General features: G+C 60.5%; 13 protein-coding genes. 11 read left to right on the top strand and 2 right to left on the bottom strand.

The features are described from left to right. Window positions 1-12 precede the first annotated feature (12 nt). From EXY20_RS33905 to EXY20_RS33890, 6 genes are all read left to right on the top strand, one after another. Entirely contained in the window at window positions 13-903 is an 891-nt protein-coding gene (locus EXY20_RS33905) for a hypothetical protein (RefSeq protein WP_135556865.1), read from the top strand. Between the two features lie 38 nt (window positions 904-941). Further along, window positions 942-1,094 carry a hypothetical protein gene (locus EXY20_RS39330; protein WP_167859713.1) on the top strand — a complete coding sequence of 51 codons (153 nt, stop codon included), beginning with the start codon at window positions 942-944 and terminating at the stop codon, window positions 1,092-1,094. 20 nt (window positions 1,095-1,114) lie between these two features. Further along, complete coding sequence (locus EXY20_RS39325) at window positions 1,115-1,261, top strand: hypothetical protein (protein ID WP_167859712.1); 147 nt, start codon at window positions 1,115-1,117, stop codon at window positions 1,259-1,261. A gap of 33 nt (window positions 1,262-1,294) precedes the next feature. Continuing rightward, on the top strand, window positions 1,295-1,723 hold the full coding sequence (locus tag EXY20_RS33900; protein WP_135556864.1) for a hypothetical protein: 429 nt from the start codon (window positions 1,295-1,297) through the stop codon (window positions 1,721-1,723). Between the two features lie 462 nt (window positions 1,724-2,185). Then, entirely contained in the window at window positions 2,186-2,668 is a 483-nt protein-coding gene (locus tag EXY20_RS33895) for a hypothetical protein (RefSeq protein WP_135556863.1), read from the top strand. 104 nt (window positions 2,669-2,772) lie between these two features. Continuing rightward, a complete protein-coding gene (locus EXY20_RS33890) occupies window positions 2,773-3,969 on the top strand; it encodes a M24 family metallopeptidase (RefSeq protein ID WP_135556902.1) in 1,197 nt (398 codons plus the stop codon). 94 nt (window positions 3,970-4,063) lie between these two features. Here EXY20_RS33890 and EXY20_RS33885 read toward each other — a convergent pair whose 3' ends face one another. Further along, the gene (locus EXY20_RS33885) at window positions 4,064-4,924 is read right to left on the bottom strand and encodes an AraC family transcriptional regulator (RefSeq protein ID WP_207671378.1); all 861 of its coding nucleotides are present in this window, start codon (window positions 4,922-4,924) and stop codon (window positions 4,064-4,066) included. Window positions 4,925-5,047: 123 nt separating this feature from the next. After that, window positions 5,048-5,827: an ankyrin repeat domain-containing protein gene (locus tag EXY20_RS33880; RefSeq protein ID WP_135556862.1), complete on the bottom strand. Its 780-nt coding sequence runs from the start codon at window positions 5,825-5,827 to the stop codon at window positions 5,048-5,050. 938 nt (window positions 5,828-6,765) lie between these two features. On the opposite strand from EXY20_RS33880, the gene EXY20_RS33875 reads away from it, so the two are divergent. The 5 genes from EXY20_RS33875 (at window position 6,766) to EXY20_RS33855 (ending at window position 14,162) form a co-directional block, all read left to right on the top strand. Further along, on the top strand, window positions 6,766-7,896 hold the full coding sequence (locus tag EXY20_RS33875) for a glycoside hydrolase family 88 protein (RefSeq protein ID WP_135556861.1): 1,131 nt from the start codon (window positions 6,766-6,768) through the stop codon (window positions 7,894-7,896). Window positions 7,897-8,083: 187 nt separating this feature from the next. After that, on the top strand, window positions 8,084-9,016 hold the full coding sequence (locus tag EXY20_RS33870; protein WP_135556860.1) for an ABC transporter permease: 933 nt from the start codon (window positions 8,084-8,086) through the stop codon (window positions 9,014-9,016). 19 nt (window positions 9,017-9,035) lie between these two features. After that, window positions 9,036-9,911, top strand: coding sequence for a carbohydrate ABC transporter permease (locus tag EXY20_RS33865; protein ID WP_135556859.1), 876 nt, complete (start codon window positions 9,036-9,038; stop codon window positions 9,909-9,911). Window positions 9,912-10,082: 171 nt separating this feature from the next. Then, a complete protein-coding gene (locus EXY20_RS33860) occupies window positions 10,083-11,765 on the top strand; it encodes an extracellular solute-binding protein (protein ID WP_135556858.1) in 1,683 nt (560 codons plus the stop codon). 177 nt (window positions 11,766-11,942) lie between these two features. Beyond that, complete coding sequence (locus EXY20_RS33855; RefSeq protein ID WP_135556857.1) at window positions 11,943-14,162, top strand: helix-turn-helix domain-containing protein; 2,220 nt, start codon at window positions 11,943-11,945, stop codon at window positions 14,160-14,162. The last annotated feature ends 54 nt before the right edge of the window (window positions 14,163-14,216 follow it).

The following is a 14,216-nucleotide window of genomic DNA, read 5'->3' as shown; positions in this document are numbered from 1 at the left end:
AGGATGAGGCCGATGGGACAAGCGCTCGATAGTATCGTGCGGCTGACATTGTTCGCGCTTGGTTTTGCCGCTTTTTACGGCGCGCTGCAGTTGTTGCCTTACCGCCGCAGAAGGTTGCGGGGTTGGCCGGGCAAAGGGGGCGGAGGGTGGTTAAAGGCGCCTCCGGCGTGGTTCGGCGGGTTGCTGGCGGGCGACTGGCGGGGCGAACGGCTTGCGGCAAGGGAGCAGTTGCTGGCGGGAGCGGGTGTGGCCGTTCATCCGCTTCGTTACCTGATCGCCAAACGGGCGGCGATTGTGGCGGTGCTGTCCGCCGCCGCCTTGTTGTACGCGCTCGGCGGCAGCTTCCCGCCGCAATGGTTTGCGCTGCGCATCTACGGCTGGCTGGCGGTGGCCATCGCCCTGTTGCTGCTGCTGGCCGACCGCGTGCTGCTCGAAACGGCCCGCAAGCAGCGCAGCCGCCGCATCGTCCAGGAAATTTACGTACTCAGCCACCAACTGCTGTACTACCACGGCTCGCGCCTGAACCTGCACGCCAAGCTGATGCGCTGCATGCCGCGCGCGCGTACGATCCGCGCCGAGCTGGCGCTGATGCTGAACGAGTGGTATCACGACCCGGGTGAGGCGATCGCCGCCTTCAAGCGCCGGCTCGGCACGGACGAAGCGATAAGCTTCGGCGAAACGCTCGACGCGCTGCGTCGCAACGAGGCGGACGCTTATTATGAGCTGCTGCGGCAGCGTATCCACGACTACAAGGGCAAGCTCGACTTGCTGAAAGAAAGCCGCAAGGAGACGACGTCCTACCTGCTGTTTGTCGTCGCCGGGCTGCCGATTACGAACACGTTTCGTTTGTTCATCTACCCATGGGTGGAAGAAGGGCAGAAGCTGTTTCATTCGTTGAATTGATGCACGGATGCCAATCGGCGGAAAAGGAGGTGAGCCTGATGCGCAATATTTTAATGACAGTCATGTTACTAATTGTCGTTGTGGTGATGTTTACGACGATTATCGCCGCGCCGTCGACCGGTTCCAAGGCGATGATCGAAGCCAAAGGCACGGCAATCAATACGGAAATCGGTACGCTGCTTGCGCCGTAACGAATCGGGAGGTGCATCGCATGAGGCAGTTGACGGTATCCGTGTTATTGTTGCTCGTCGCCGTGCTGCTGCTGGCGGCAACGCTCGTTTCGCCGGCAGGCGTTTGGCCCGCTGCCAGGGAAAGCGGACCGCGGATCGGCGCAAACCTGCAGCAAATCGATCCATAAGCATAAACGGCGGGGAGGAGGAGCGGCTAAGGCATGAAGCAAATCGTGCTGTTCGTGCTGTTTGCGGCGCTGTTGTGCTGGCTGATGTTTTCGCCGATTTACAAGCACGTGGTCATAATGCGGCAGGCGATTTTGCAGCAGGAAGTCGACTATTTGCTGGAGACGGGGGCGAGCGGAGCCAAAGGCTATATCGATGCGGCGATGTTGGCCGAAGCGCGGCAGCGTCTGGCGGATCGCGGCTTCGACGGCGCGGGCGTCGCATTTGCCGTGACGACGACGAGCGGCGTTTCCGGCACGAATCCGGCCGCTCCCGTCCTGCGCGGCACGGGGATCAGGCTGGTGGCGACGTATCCGTACGACAGGCTGTTCGAAATCGACCGGCTCGTCGGCATTGCGCCGCCGCCCGCAGGAGGCCGGATGCAGGCGATCGGGATGAAAATGAGCGAATACGTGCCGCAGTAGCGCGGGGCGTGTCAGTGGGGTGGCCTCGTTGATTTTTCTCCAATATGTTGATCTTACCGTACATTTAAGCCGGAAAATCCGCTTTAAATCGCTATTGCTACCTGGGCCGGAGCAAATAAGCCGGAAAACCCGGCTTAAATCGCCGCCGGCTGCCTGGACCGGAGCAAATAAGCCAGAAAATCCGGCTTATATCGCCGCTGTTGCCTGGGCTGGGGCAAATAAGCCGGAAAACCCGGCTTAAATCGCCGCCGTTGCCCAGGCCGGAGCAAATTAGCCGAATTTCGAAGTAGTTAAAGCTGCTATACTGGAGGCTCGTTTCATGAAGCTGGTTGGTGCTGGTTCAGCAGGTTATTGTGTAAAGTTGGAGCCGAAGATGGATGCGGTAGGTTGCGTCAGGGTAACGCGACAAGTGAGCGCATTGGACGGAAACCTGCCATAGGTTGACGCAGGAAGGGGTTTGCGTTGTACAAGCTGGTTGTTTACATGCTGGTGTTGGCGGTATTTACGCTCGTTTTTGCGCTGCAGGCGGAGCGGGAGATGGCTATGCAGGCGCTGTTCCGCGCCAAACGCGCCGTCAATTACGCGGCGCATGCCGGGGCGCAGCAAGTCGACGCCGCGAAGCTGAGCGCCGGCATCGTCGCCATCGACCCGGCTGCTGCGGAAGCGGCGGCGCTGACGTATTTGCGCGCGAACCTGCAGCTCGACGAAAGCAATGCGCCGCTGCCCGGAAGCTTCCTGCGCACGCGCGTCGACGTGCTCGCCTTCGATGTCGTGAATGAAACGACGACGTTTCCGTATACCTATTCGAACGGCGCTTACGGCTTCACCGCGCAGCTGCGGCAGCCCGGCGTTGCGCTTGTCGCCCGCGTGGAATATCCGCGGCTGTTTTCTTTGCTGCCTCCAATCGTCTGGAATGTCAAAGGCGCGGCGGAACTGGTGCGCTGACAAACCTTTTGAAACGGCCCCCTCCTTCTTGTATGATGAAGGAAAGAATCGCCGTCATTCGGACGGCTTGCGTTCAAGGCGAGGAGGACAACCGAAGGATGGTTATGGCGGGAAGCAATCATGCGGCGCGCATCGAACGGCTGCGGGACAAAATGGCGGCGCAATCGATCGACGTTGTCGTGGTGACGCAAAATGTCGACTTGTACTATTTTTCCGGGACGATGCAAACCGGATTTCTTGTGATCCCGATCGATGGGGAGCCTGTGTTTTACGTTCGCCGCAGCGTCGTCCGCGCACAGGAAGAAGCGTCCGTGCTCGTGGAAGAGCTCGGCTCGCTGCGCACGCTCGGCGACAGGCTGCGTGAAGCGTATCCGGCGTTGTTCGCGGACGGACGCGAGCCGCTGTTCGCCACGCCGTACGACGTGCTGCCGGTGCAGCTGTTTCAGCGGCTGCAAGACGGCATCGCCGGCGTCAAATGGACGGACGGCTCGCTGCCGGTTCGCGAAACGCGCATGATCAAGTCGCCGGACGAGCTGGCGCACATCCGTGCCGCCGCTCGCGTTGCCGACCTCGCGCTGGAGAAGGCGGCCGCCCATGTGCGTCCCGGCATGGCCGAATTCGAGCTGCTGGCCATGGTCGAGCTGACGCTGCGGCTGAACGGGCACGGCGGTACGATGCGCATGCGCGGTTACAACCAGGAGACGATCACCGGCGTCGTGGCGGCTGGCGCTGCGGCGGCCAAGCCGACGTATTTTGACGGTCCGGCCGGCGGGGAAGGGCTTGGCCCTGCGGTGCCGCAAAGTGCGGGCCGCAGGCCGATCGGGCGCGGCGAGCCGGTTCTGCTCGATATCGGCTGCTGCATCGACGGGTACGTGATTGACCAGACGCGCACGCTCGTCATCGGCGAGTTGCCAGACGATTTGGCGCGCGCGTACGAAGTTTCCGAAGCGATCATCCGCGACGCCGAACGCGCTTTGAAGCCGGGCACCATATGCGAGGATATGTACGCGCGGGCGCTTGAGCTGGCGAAGGAAGCGGGGTTGTCGCAGCATTTTATGGGCTTCGGCCGCGACCAGGTCAAATTTCTCGGCCATGGCATCGGCCTCGAAATCGACGAGCTGCCGGTGCTGGCGCGCGGCTTCCGCTACCCGCTCGAACCCGGCATGGTCGTGGCGGTCGAACCGAAATTTACGTTCCCCGGACGCGGAGTCGTTGGCATCGAAAACAGCTACCTGATCACCGCGGACGGCTTCGAGAAGCTGACCAACTCGCGCGAAGGGCTGATTCGCGTCGCGGAATAGCGCCGCTCCGCATCGCGACAAGGCGGAACAACCGTTAACCGTTGTTCCGCCTTGTGCTTTGCTTCGCTTGCACCGGTTCCCGACGCGGGCGGCGCTACTTCTTCACAACCGGGACCCACACCTCGCAGCGGTAATCAGTCGCCGTGGTATCGCCCGGCGGATATACCTCCAGCTCCGGGCCGCCGGCATGCTCGTAGCCGGTAGCCGAAAACCACTCCTGGTAAATGCGGCCGATCGTCGACTGGATCGATTCGGGAAGCGTTCCCACAGCGGCAAAGATCGCCCACGTATAGGCGGCAATCGTTCGCGTCTCGCAACCTGCCGGTGCGGCGGAGGCTTCGCTTTCGCAGCCGATCAGGTACGTAAAATCCCCTTGCCCCGGCTGCATATCCAGACAAACGCCCAACAAAGTGCCGGTGCGGCTGGCCGCTCCCAATGCCGCCAGCGTACCGTCCTGCTCGCATTCGCCCCAGAAGGCGGGAATATCCCGCAAGTTGCTCCCTCCCTCGCAAGTCATACGACGCGACCGGCCGATGACGGGGAACGCCGCCTTATCCTCCATGCGATAATCCATTTCTTTGTCTCCCTTCAACGATAGGTGGAAGGAGATGCGCGGATAAGCTTTCAGGCTGACGCCCGGCTGCCGCGCTTCGGACGGCGAGATGCCGTGCAGGCGGCGGAACGCTTTGGCGAACGATTCCGGCGTATCATAGCCGTATTTGAGCGCAACGTCCAGCACTTTGCCTGACGTGGCGGCCAGTTCCTGCGCCGCCAGCGTCAGCTTGCGCCTGCGTACGTATTCGGCGATCGTGACGCCGGTCAGCATGTGGAACATGCGCTGGAAATGAAACGGCGACATGGTTGCCGTCCGGGCCATTTCCTCAATATCGAGCCTTTCCTCCATGCGCCGCTCCAGCCAATCCAGCGCCTCTTTCATCCGCATGAGCGCTTCCAAATCGCATCACCTTTCCCGACTCTTATCGTATCACGGCCGTTTTGGTCGATCCTGTCATTGCCTGCTTTTTGCGAACAGCTTCTCTCCCGGGAGCAGCGAACGGCCCGCCCCGCCATTCGCCGCTTAGCCTCGCCGACCTTTGGCCGACAAGGCTCCTTGGAGGCGGAGCCACGTCGCAAGCTCGCGGGCCTCGCTGCGTTGCGCCGCGTCCAGCGGAGTCAAGCCGTCCCAAGTGGAAATCCAGTTCAATTCCGCTCCCCGCTCGAGCAAATAAACGGCGCATTCCCGCTGCCCGCCGTGGCAAGCGCACCAGAAAGCGACGGTCGTTTCATCCGGCGCTGCGCCGTGGCGAACGCCCCACGGAAATCGCCGCGAAAGCGTTTTTCCGCGAAAATGCGCCTCCACATCGGCCAATTGCCCAAGCGCAGCCGCGTGCCAAAGCGCAAACGTTGCGCCACGCTCCACCAGACGCTGTGCCGCTTGCCATTGCCCGAACGCCACCGCGTCGTCCAGCGGCGTCCCGCCGGCGATGACCGCGCCGTCCGCCTCGGGATCGGCGCCGGCAGCGAGCAGCGCGTCGAGCGCCGCAACATCGCCGTTGCTGGCGGCCCAATGAAGCGGTGTCTCCGTATGCGCTCCGCCAGCAAAGCGCGCGTTCGCATCGGCGCCGGCTGCAACCAGCGCGGCTATTGTCACCGCGACGTGCGGGTAGTGGCCGGGCCAGTCGGCGGCCATATGCAGCAGCGTGCGGGACACGCCTCCGGCACCCGTCGCATCGTCGACGATTCGCGCCTCGGCCAGTACCGGATGTTGGGCGAGAAGCTGCCGCAACGCCGTAACATCGCCGGCGCGGATGGCCGCAACAACGGCGAGCGCCAGCGGCTCACGGGCCGAAAGAAACATAACGATCACCTCTCCTTGTCAAGATTGTCCGTTTTTCTGTTTCGCTAAAAGTATAACATGCCGGCGCGGGGCGTGGGGCTAGTGAGAGTAGCTACTGGTGCGGTGTGCGGGATTGGTGGGAGAGTAGCTGCTGGTGCGGTGTGCGGGACTGGTGGGAGAGAAACTACTGGTGCGGTGTGCGGGACAGGTGGGAGAGAAGCTACTGGTGCGGGGCGCGGGACTGGTGGGAGAGTAGCTGCTGGTGCGGTGTGCGGGACTGGTGGGAGAGAAGCTACTGGTGCGGTGTGCGGGACTGGTGGGAGAGAAGCTACTGGTGCGGTGTGCGGGGGTGGTGGGAGAGAAGCTACTGGTGCGGTGTGCGGGATTGGTGGGAGAGTAGCTGCTGGTGCGGTGTGCGGGACAGGTGCGAGAGTAGCTACTGATGCGGGGCGCGGGACTGGTGGGAGAGAAGCTACTGGTGCGGTACGCGGGACTGATGCGAGAGTAGCTACTGGTGCGGTGCGCGGGGCTGGTGGGAGAGTAGCTACTGGTGCGGTGCGCGGGATTGATGCGAGAGCAGCTACTGGTTCAAAATAAGCCACCTTTTATCGCCTATTTCGCCCAAAAGGGGCAGCCGTCGCAAAATAGCCAGTGTTTTCGCTGGCTATTCGCGAAAAATCTGCCTGCTTGGGGCCATTTGGCTCAAATAGCCGGCGATTTCATTGGCTATTTTCGACGAGGTGCTCGAAACGGGGCCAATAAGCCATTTTTCATGGCCTATTTCGTCCTGGGGCGCCACGCCTAGCTCTGGCCCAACCCCGTAAATAGCCGCGAAAGCGAACCTGTATATCGCGCAAAATGATGTCTATTGCTCGCACGCAAGCGATGCCCTATGGTAGTGGGGCGCCAACGCCAAAAGCGGCGCTTCACCACAACAATTGACGGGAGTGTATGAACTTATGCATACGGAAGCATGGATCCAGGACGCCTGGGACGCGGCGGCCCGCAAAATTGCCGCCCGCACGAGCCGGCGCATCGGAGCGGAATTCCCGCACGGCTCGCACGACGGCCGCTACCAGGTAACGGCGCCCTCCTACTGGACGGCCGGATTCTGGCCGGGCCTGTTGTGGCTGCTTTACCGCGACGGAGGTGAGCCGCGGCTGAAGCAGCTGGCGGAAGCGTGCGAGGAGCGGATGGACGAGGTGCTGGCCGATGTCGGCCGGCTCGACCACGACATGGGCTTCATGTGGACGCTGACATCGCTTGCCAATTGGCAAATCACCGGCAGCGCCGCGTCCGCGCGCCGGGCGATGACGGCCGCCAGCCACCTGGCGGGCCGCTTCAACATCAACGGCCGGTTCATCCGCGCCTGGAACCATCCGGAACGGACCGGCTGGGCGATCATTGACTGTTTGATGAATTTGCCGCTGCTGCATTGGGCGGCCAAACACGCGGACGATCCGCGCTTCCGCCATATCGCGACTGCCCACGCCGAAACGGCGGTCCGCCACTTCATCCGCCCGGACGGCTCGGCGCACCATATCGTCCGCTTCGACCCGGAGACGGGCGAACGGCTCGGCACGCTCGGCGGGCAAGGCTACGCCGACGGTTCGGCCTGGGCGCGCGGCGCGGCCTGGGCGATCTACGGCGCGGCGCTCAGCCACGCGCACACAGGCCGCGCCGAATTCCGCGACGCCTCCGAACGGGCGGCAGCTTTTTTCCTCGCCAACTTGCCGGAGGATCGCATCCCCTATTGGGATTTTCGCCTGCCCGCGGCCGCGCAAGAACAAGCGCCCAAAGACTCAAGCGCCGCCGCCATCGCCGCCAGCGGACTGCTCGACCTGGCCGCCGCTGTCCACGGCGATAAACAAGCCGAATACCGTGAGCAAGCCACTGCCATCCTCCGCTCGTTAACCGACCGCTACCGTGCGGGTGACGACGAGGAAGCGATTTTGCTCCACGGCACGGGCAACCTGCCGATGGGCCAGAATGTCGACCGGCCGCTGATTTACGGCGACTTCTTCTATATGGAAGCGCTCGCCAAGCTGCGCGGCCACTCTTCCTTCTGGTCGCCCCAGCCGCAGCGATAATCGCATACTCGGCCACCACGCCATGTATATCGCCCAAAAATCGGTCTATCGCCCGGCGCGAAACCGGCAGCGGCAAGCCTGTTAACCCGGCAAAATCGTGTATATTGCGCCGCGCCGCCGCCATGCCCTACGATGAGCCCATGCAACAAGCGGCAAGCAGCAAGCCGCCAAACGAGAGGAGACACCGATGGGAAAAACGCAACCCGCGGCGCCGGCGGCCCGAATTTCGAAACGGCTGCTGCGGCAAAACATTCCGCTCTACATCATGTTCCTGCCGGTCATCGCCTTCTTCCTGATTTTCAAGTACGTGCCGATGCTTGGCCTGGTGATCGCGTTCAAGAAGTACAGCTTCATCAAAGGCATCTGGGGCAGCCCCTGGGTCGGGCTGGACATGTTCAAGATGATCGCGGACAACCACGCCATGCTCGTCATCATCCGCAACACGTTTCTGCTCAGCGGGCTCAGCATCGCAATCGGCTTCCCGATCCCGATTCTGCTGGCGCTTATGCTGAACGAAGCGCGCCGGGCTTTTTTCCGGCGTACGATCCAGACGTTCGTGTATTTGCCGCATTTTCTGAACTGGGTCATCATCGGCGGCATCATCGTCACCGTATTCTCCCAGAGCACGGGCACGATCAACCACGTGATGGAATGGGCGACCGGCAGCACGTATCCGTTCCTGTACAAGGACGCTTCCTGGGTGTCGATCTACGTCGCGTCCGGTGTCTGGAAGGAAGCCGGCTGGTCGGCGATCATTTATTTGGCCGCGCTGACGTCGATCGATCCGAGCCTGTACGAGGCGGCGAACATCGACGGCGCGAACAAATGGCAGCAAATTCGGCGCATTACGATTCCCGGCATTTTGCCGACGATCGTTATCATGCTTATTCTGAAAATCGGCCACCTGATGGAAGTAGGCTTCGACCAGGTGTACGTGCTGCAGAACAACGCGGTAGCGGAAATTTCCGAAGTCATCAGCACCTTTATGTACAAAATCGGCATTCAACAAGCCCAGTTCAGCCTCGCTTCGGCGATGGGGCTGTTCGAATCGATCGTCGGCCTGGTATTCGTCATCGCGGCGAACGCCATTGCCCGCCGGTTCGGCCAAGGCTTGTGGTGAGGAGGAGTATCGCACCAACATGAGAACCGCCAAAGACAATCGCGCCTTCCACTTCGTCAACGCCGCCGCGCTGCTCATGATCGGCGCCAGCTGCATCCTGCCGCTGATCCATATTTTCGCGCTATCGCTCAGCGACCGCGTCGCTCTCATGTCCGGCATCGTCAGCTTCTGGCCGGTGAACATCGATTTCGTCAGCTACAAGGCGCTGATCAACGGCACGCCGATTCTGAGAGATTTTCGCAACAGCGTCGTCATCACGACGGTCGGCACCGCGCTGAACATGGTATTCACCGTGCTGGCGGCGTATCCGCTGTCGAAGCGTTATTTTATCGGCCGCCGGTTTTATTCGTTCGCGATCATCTTTACGATGCTGTTCAGCGCCGGGCTGATCCCGAACTATTTGCTGGTCAGAAGCCTGGGGCTCGTCAATACGTACGGCGCGCTGTGGCTGCCGGGCCTGATCAGCGTCTGGAATCTGATGGTGCTGCGCAGCTTCTTCGAAGGGCTGCCCGAGGAGCTGGAGGAAGCGTCGCGCATCGACGGCTGCTCGGAATGGCGCCTGATCGCCCAGATCGTCCTGCCGCTGTCGGTTCCCGTGCTTGCCGCGCTGTCGCTGTTTTACGGCGTTGCCCATTGGAATTCGTTCATGAGCGTGCTGATTTATTTGAACGACGCAAGGAAGGTCAATCTGACGGTGATGGTGCAGCAGATGATCCAGAACCAGAGCCTGATGCAGGAAATGACCAACCAGCAGCCGGCAGAAGCGGCCAACTTGTCGCCGGAAGGCTTGAAGGCGGCGGGCGTGATCATGATGACGCTGCCGATGGTGATCGTTTACCCGTTCCTGCAAAAGTATTTCGTCAAAGGCGTCATGATCGGCGCGGTCAAAGGGTAAGGAGCGAAGCGGAAATGGTTTTTTTGGGCAAAAAGGAAAGGTGGTGAGGCCGCCAAGCGGCAAGCCCGACTGTCACAATTTCGATTGGTTTCGATGGTGCGATTTTGGCAATAGCGTGACCGACTTATCGCCTGTTACACTAGAATTAACATTCAGGGGAGTGTACCGAACATGAACAAGAAGCTCGGGAAACAAGCGCTCACATCATCGCTGCTCGTTATGGCTGCCGGCAGCCTGCTGCTGTCGGCTTGCAGCAACAAGGAGGAGAAGGGCGCGGCAAGCCCTTCCGCCGGCGCTTCGACGAGCGCTGCGGCGAGCGTGACGCCAGTCGCAACGAAAGGCCCCAAACCGAAAATCAGCGTGTCGATTTACGACCGCAACAACGTGCCCGAAGGGGAAGGCACGATTACCGACAATCGCTGGACCAAGTGGATCAACGAAAACGCTCCGGTGCAGGTCGATTTCATTTCGGTGCCGCGGAACAATTCGTCGGAGAAATGGAACGTGCTGTTCGCCTCCAATCAGGCGCCCGACCTTATTCTCGAATTTTCGAACCCGTACATGAAAGATTTGGCCGCCAAGGGGCAAATTATCCCGCTGGACGACGCCATTGCCAAATATTCGACGACCTACAAGAAGGTGCTTGACGGCAATCCCAACCTGCAGAAGCTGACCCGGTACAACGGCAAAACGTTTTTTATCGCCCGGCTGACGCCGTTTACGACGAACCATTTCCTGATGATTCGCAAGGACTGGCTAGACAAGTTGAATCTGCAGATGCCGAAGACGACCGAAGAGTACGTGAAGGTGGCCCAGGCGTTCGCCGATCAGGACCCGGACGGCAACGGCAAAAAGGACACGTTCGGCTCGACGTTCTTCGATATCGATTACTTCTTCGGGCTCGGGCAATCGAGTACGGAGCCGATGTCGATCTCGTCGTACTTCCTCCAGAACGATCAATACGTGCGCACCTGGGAGCAGCCTAAAGCGAATATCGCGTTGAAAAAGCAACTGTACGACGCCGGCGTGGTCGACAAGGATATTTTCGCCGACAAGAACGGCGCCAAGGCGCAGCAGGATTTCGTCAACGGCAAGCTCGGCATTTGGGGCACGGGCGGTCTGGAAGGCAGCGCCGGCTACAGCGCATACCAGACGCTGATGAAGAACGATCCGAACGCGAAGGTGGCGATTCTGCCGTTGCCGAAGTCGGAATTCGGCCAGTTCTCGCCGGCGGGCGGCGGCTACATGCAGTTCACGGCGGCGATCAACGCCACGGCCAAAAACGTCGAAGCCGTCATGAAATACGTCGACTGGATGATGAGCGACGAGGTGCAGAAGACGCTGGCGTACGGCTTCGAGGGCGTGCATTACAAGATGGGCGCAGACGGCTGTCCGAAGCCGATCGACGCGGAGAAGAACAAAAAGGAGCTTTCCTGGAACGGCGACTTCCAGATGCTGTCGCAAACCGGGCTGATGGGCAAGTGCGTCGAGTTCTCGAACACGCTTGACGCTTCCAAACCGCTCGACAAGGCATATCTCGATCTGATCCAGCAAGGCCGCGACGCGTACATTTCGGCGGATCGCCCGACCAGTCCGGCCGTTGTGCTGCCGGTCACCCTGACCGACGATCTGGTCGTCATCAACAATACCGCCGTCAACACGATCACGAACATTTATACGAAGGCGATCGTAGGCGGAACGGGCTATTCGGTCGACCAGGCGATGAAGGACGCGAAGGACGCGTGGGAGAAGGCGGGCGGCAAGAAGGTCGACGACTTCTACGCGAAGGCGTACACCGACAACAAGAAGGACGTCATCCTGACGAAGGATTACTACAACTATTTGAAAAAATAAGTCTGCGCAAGGCGAGCTCTCCCTCGCCTTGCTTCTTGCTTTACCGGCGGATCGTCGGTCATGATAAGGGTAACGCCGCTTTCGTCCATTTTTCCGCTAAGCGTATGCTTCCGAGGCAAGTTTTTGCTCGGGATGGGATTCGGGAAAGTATTGCAAAATCTTTAAGGAGATTTCGCCATGAGAAGAAACTGGTTTCATCGTTCGTTGCTGTCGTTCCTGCCGGTGCTGGTTCTTATCGTCTGTTTGTTCGCTTTTATCGGCATCGTGCAGTTGAACGACTTGTCCCGCAAGGAAGCGATGAAATCGAGCCGCGTTTATGTGCAGAACCTGCAAAACAGCATGGACCTGTACCTCCGCGCCACGGAAATGATGATGATCGAGTCGATCGCGCGCAACTCCAAGCTGACTTCGTTCGCCGGCATGGACAGCGATCCCGCGTTTATTATCGAGCTGTCCCAGCTGCTGCAGAGCATGATGGCGACGAGCAGCCTGATCGATTCCGTTTATATTTACCGCACCGGCGACGGCACGATCGTCAGCGACAAAACGAAGCTGCCGATCGAGCAGTTTGCCGATCGCGCTTTTATCGAGCGGTTCATCGGCGATCCGAAGGCGATGGCCGGCTGGAGCGCGCCGCGCAAATTTCGCACGCTGGCGGACGCGATCGAAGAAAACCAGGTGATTTCGATGGCGAAAGGCATCCCGCTGACAGGAAAAAGCATGGCCATGCTCGTGATCAACGTTCGGGTCGGCGCCGTGCGGGAGTTTTTCGAAAGCAACGGCAAGTCGGAAGTGAACCGGATCGCCGTCAAGGACGGCAGCGGCAGCGTTTTGTACGAGGCGGCCCAGGCGGAGCCGCGCGGGTACGATATCGAACACGTGTCGGACTATACGGGATGGAAATATTATGGAAGCTTAAAACCGCTCGGGGCCGGCCAACTGCTGCTGTATGTGACGAACGGCTGGTTCATCGTCGGTTTCGCCGCCATGATCGCCGGCATCGGCTGGGTTATCTTCGTGACGCGCCGCAACTACCGGCCGATCGAAACGATGCTGTCGCGCATCCAGAAGTACAACCAGCAGCGGTCCGCCGGGCCGGTCATCCGCGAGCCGTCGGTCGACGAGCTCGGTTACATCGATCGCGCGTTAAGCAGCATGATGGAAATGACGAGCGACTACGAGCAGCAAAGCCGGGCCAACCGCGAATACCGCAGACTGCGCCTGTTCCGCGAGCTGGCGGAAGGCAGCCGCGCCGTCGACGCGGCGGAGCTGCTCCCCGAGCTGGGCGAGCTCGGGCTTTGCGGCTTCGGTTGCGCCAGCGCCGCCATCGTCGAAATCGACAAATACGCCGACTTTATCGGCCGGCACTCCCGCAAGGATCAAGGGCTGTTCAAATACATTCTGAACAAGGTCGTCGACGAAACGGCCAAAGCGTCAGGCTTGCACATTTGGCAGGAATGGTTGACGAATCACCGGCTGTATGTGCTTTATTTGGAGGAGGAGCAGCCGCTTCATGCCGACAGTCGTTTGCTGGAGCAGGCTGACCAGGTGCGCGCCTGGATCCAGAACAACCTGCAGTTGACGGTCACGTTCGGCATCGGCACGACGGTCCGCGATATCGCCGGAATCAGTTCCTCTTGCGAAACGGCCGCGCGGGCGCTCGACTACAAGTCGGCGCTCGGCAGCAACCGGGTCATCGGCCATTGGGAAATTGAGCTGCTGTCGCACGACGACCTGTACATTTATTTGCAGTACGTGCGTACGATCGCCCAGGCGTTTCGCGTCGGCAGCGACGGCTGGTTGGAGCAGCTCGGGCTGCTGTTCGCCGGCCTGAAGCGGATGCTGCTGCCGAAGGAAGAGATCGGCGGCATTCTGAACTACATGAATTACTATTTTTATCGCGAAATGATGGAGCTGCCGCCGGAATACCAGGAGCTGTGGAACCGCCAGTTCCGCGATCCGTGGGAGCAGCGGGCCGACGAGCTCGAAACGCTGGATGAGCTGGAATCGTTCTACGCCAGCCAGTTGGCCGCTTGCGCGCGGCAGATGGAAGCGATTCGCGAAAGCAAAGGCAACCAGGCCGTCGTGCAGAAGGTGAAGGCGTACATAGAGGAGCATTACAGCGATCCCGACTTGTCCCTTGCCGGCCTCAGCGATCAATTCCATATGAACGCGTCCAGCCTGAGCACGCTGTTCAAGGAGGAATTCGGCGAGAAGTTCGTCGTTTATTTGTGCCAGATCCGTATGGAGCATGCCAAACGGCTGCTGCGCGAGACGACGCTGCAGATCCAGGAAATTTCCGAGCGCATTGGCTACCTGCACCAGATGTCGTTCATTCGCGCGTTCAAAAAAACCGTCGGCACCACCCCCGGCGACTATCGCAAAACGTACCAGTGAGCGCGGCTGCGCACCGCGTAAAAGGCGTAGACAAGCTTCGCCGCCCTGTCTACA

It is taken from the genome of Paenibacillus cymbidii (assembly GCF_004764705.1).
GTDB classification, from domain to species: Bacteria; Bacillota; Bacilli; order Paenibacillales; family NBRC-103111; genus Paenibacillus_AN; species Paenibacillus_AN cymbidii.
This window is presented reverse-complemented; position numbering and strand designations above follow the sequence as displayed.

Bases quoted from the DNA above. Each gene is read 5' to 3' on its own strand.
- EXY20_RS33905 (WP_135556865.1), top strand. From the start codon at position 13: ATGGGACAAGCGCTCGATAGTATCGTGCGGCTGACATTGTTCGCGCTT.
- EXY20_RS39330 (WP_167859713.1), top strand. From the start codon at position 942: ATGCGCAATATTTTAATGACAGTCATGTTACTAATTGTCGTTGTGGTG.
- EXY20_RS39325 (WP_167859712.1), top strand. From the start codon at position 1,115: ATGAGGCAGTTGACGGTATCCGTGTTATTGTTGCTCGTCGCCGTGCTG.
- EXY20_RS33900 (WP_135556864.1), top strand. From the start codon at position 1,295: ATGAAGCAAATCGTGCTGTTCGTGCTGTTTGCGGCGCTGTTGTGCTGG.
- EXY20_RS33890 (WP_135556902.1), top strand. From the start codon at position 2,773: ATGGCGGGAAGCAATCATGCGGCGCGCATCGAACGGCTGCGGGACAAA.
- EXY20_RS33880 (WP_135556862.1), bottom strand. From the start codon at position 5,827: ATGTTTCTTTCGGCCCGTGAGCCGCTGGCGCTCGCCGTTGTTGCGGCC.
- EXY20_RS33875 (WP_135556861.1), top strand. From the start codon at position 6,766: ATGCATACGGAAGCATGGATCCAGGACGCCTGGGACGCGGCGGCCCGC.
- EXY20_RS33870 (WP_135556860.1), top strand. From the start codon at position 8,084: ATGGGAAAAACGCAACCCGCGGCGCCGGCGGCCCGAATTTCGAAACGG.
- EXY20_RS33865 (WP_135556859.1), top strand. From the start codon at position 9,036: ATGAGAACCGCCAAAGACAATCGCGCCTTCCACTTCGTCAACGCCGCC.
- EXY20_RS33860 (WP_135556858.1), top strand. From the start codon at position 10,083: ATGAACAAGAAGCTCGGGAAACAAGCGCTCACATCATCGCTGCTCGTT.
- EXY20_RS33855 (WP_135556857.1), top strand. From the start codon at position 11,943: ATGAGAAGAAACTGGTTTCATCGTTCGTTGCTGTCGTTCCTGCCGGTG.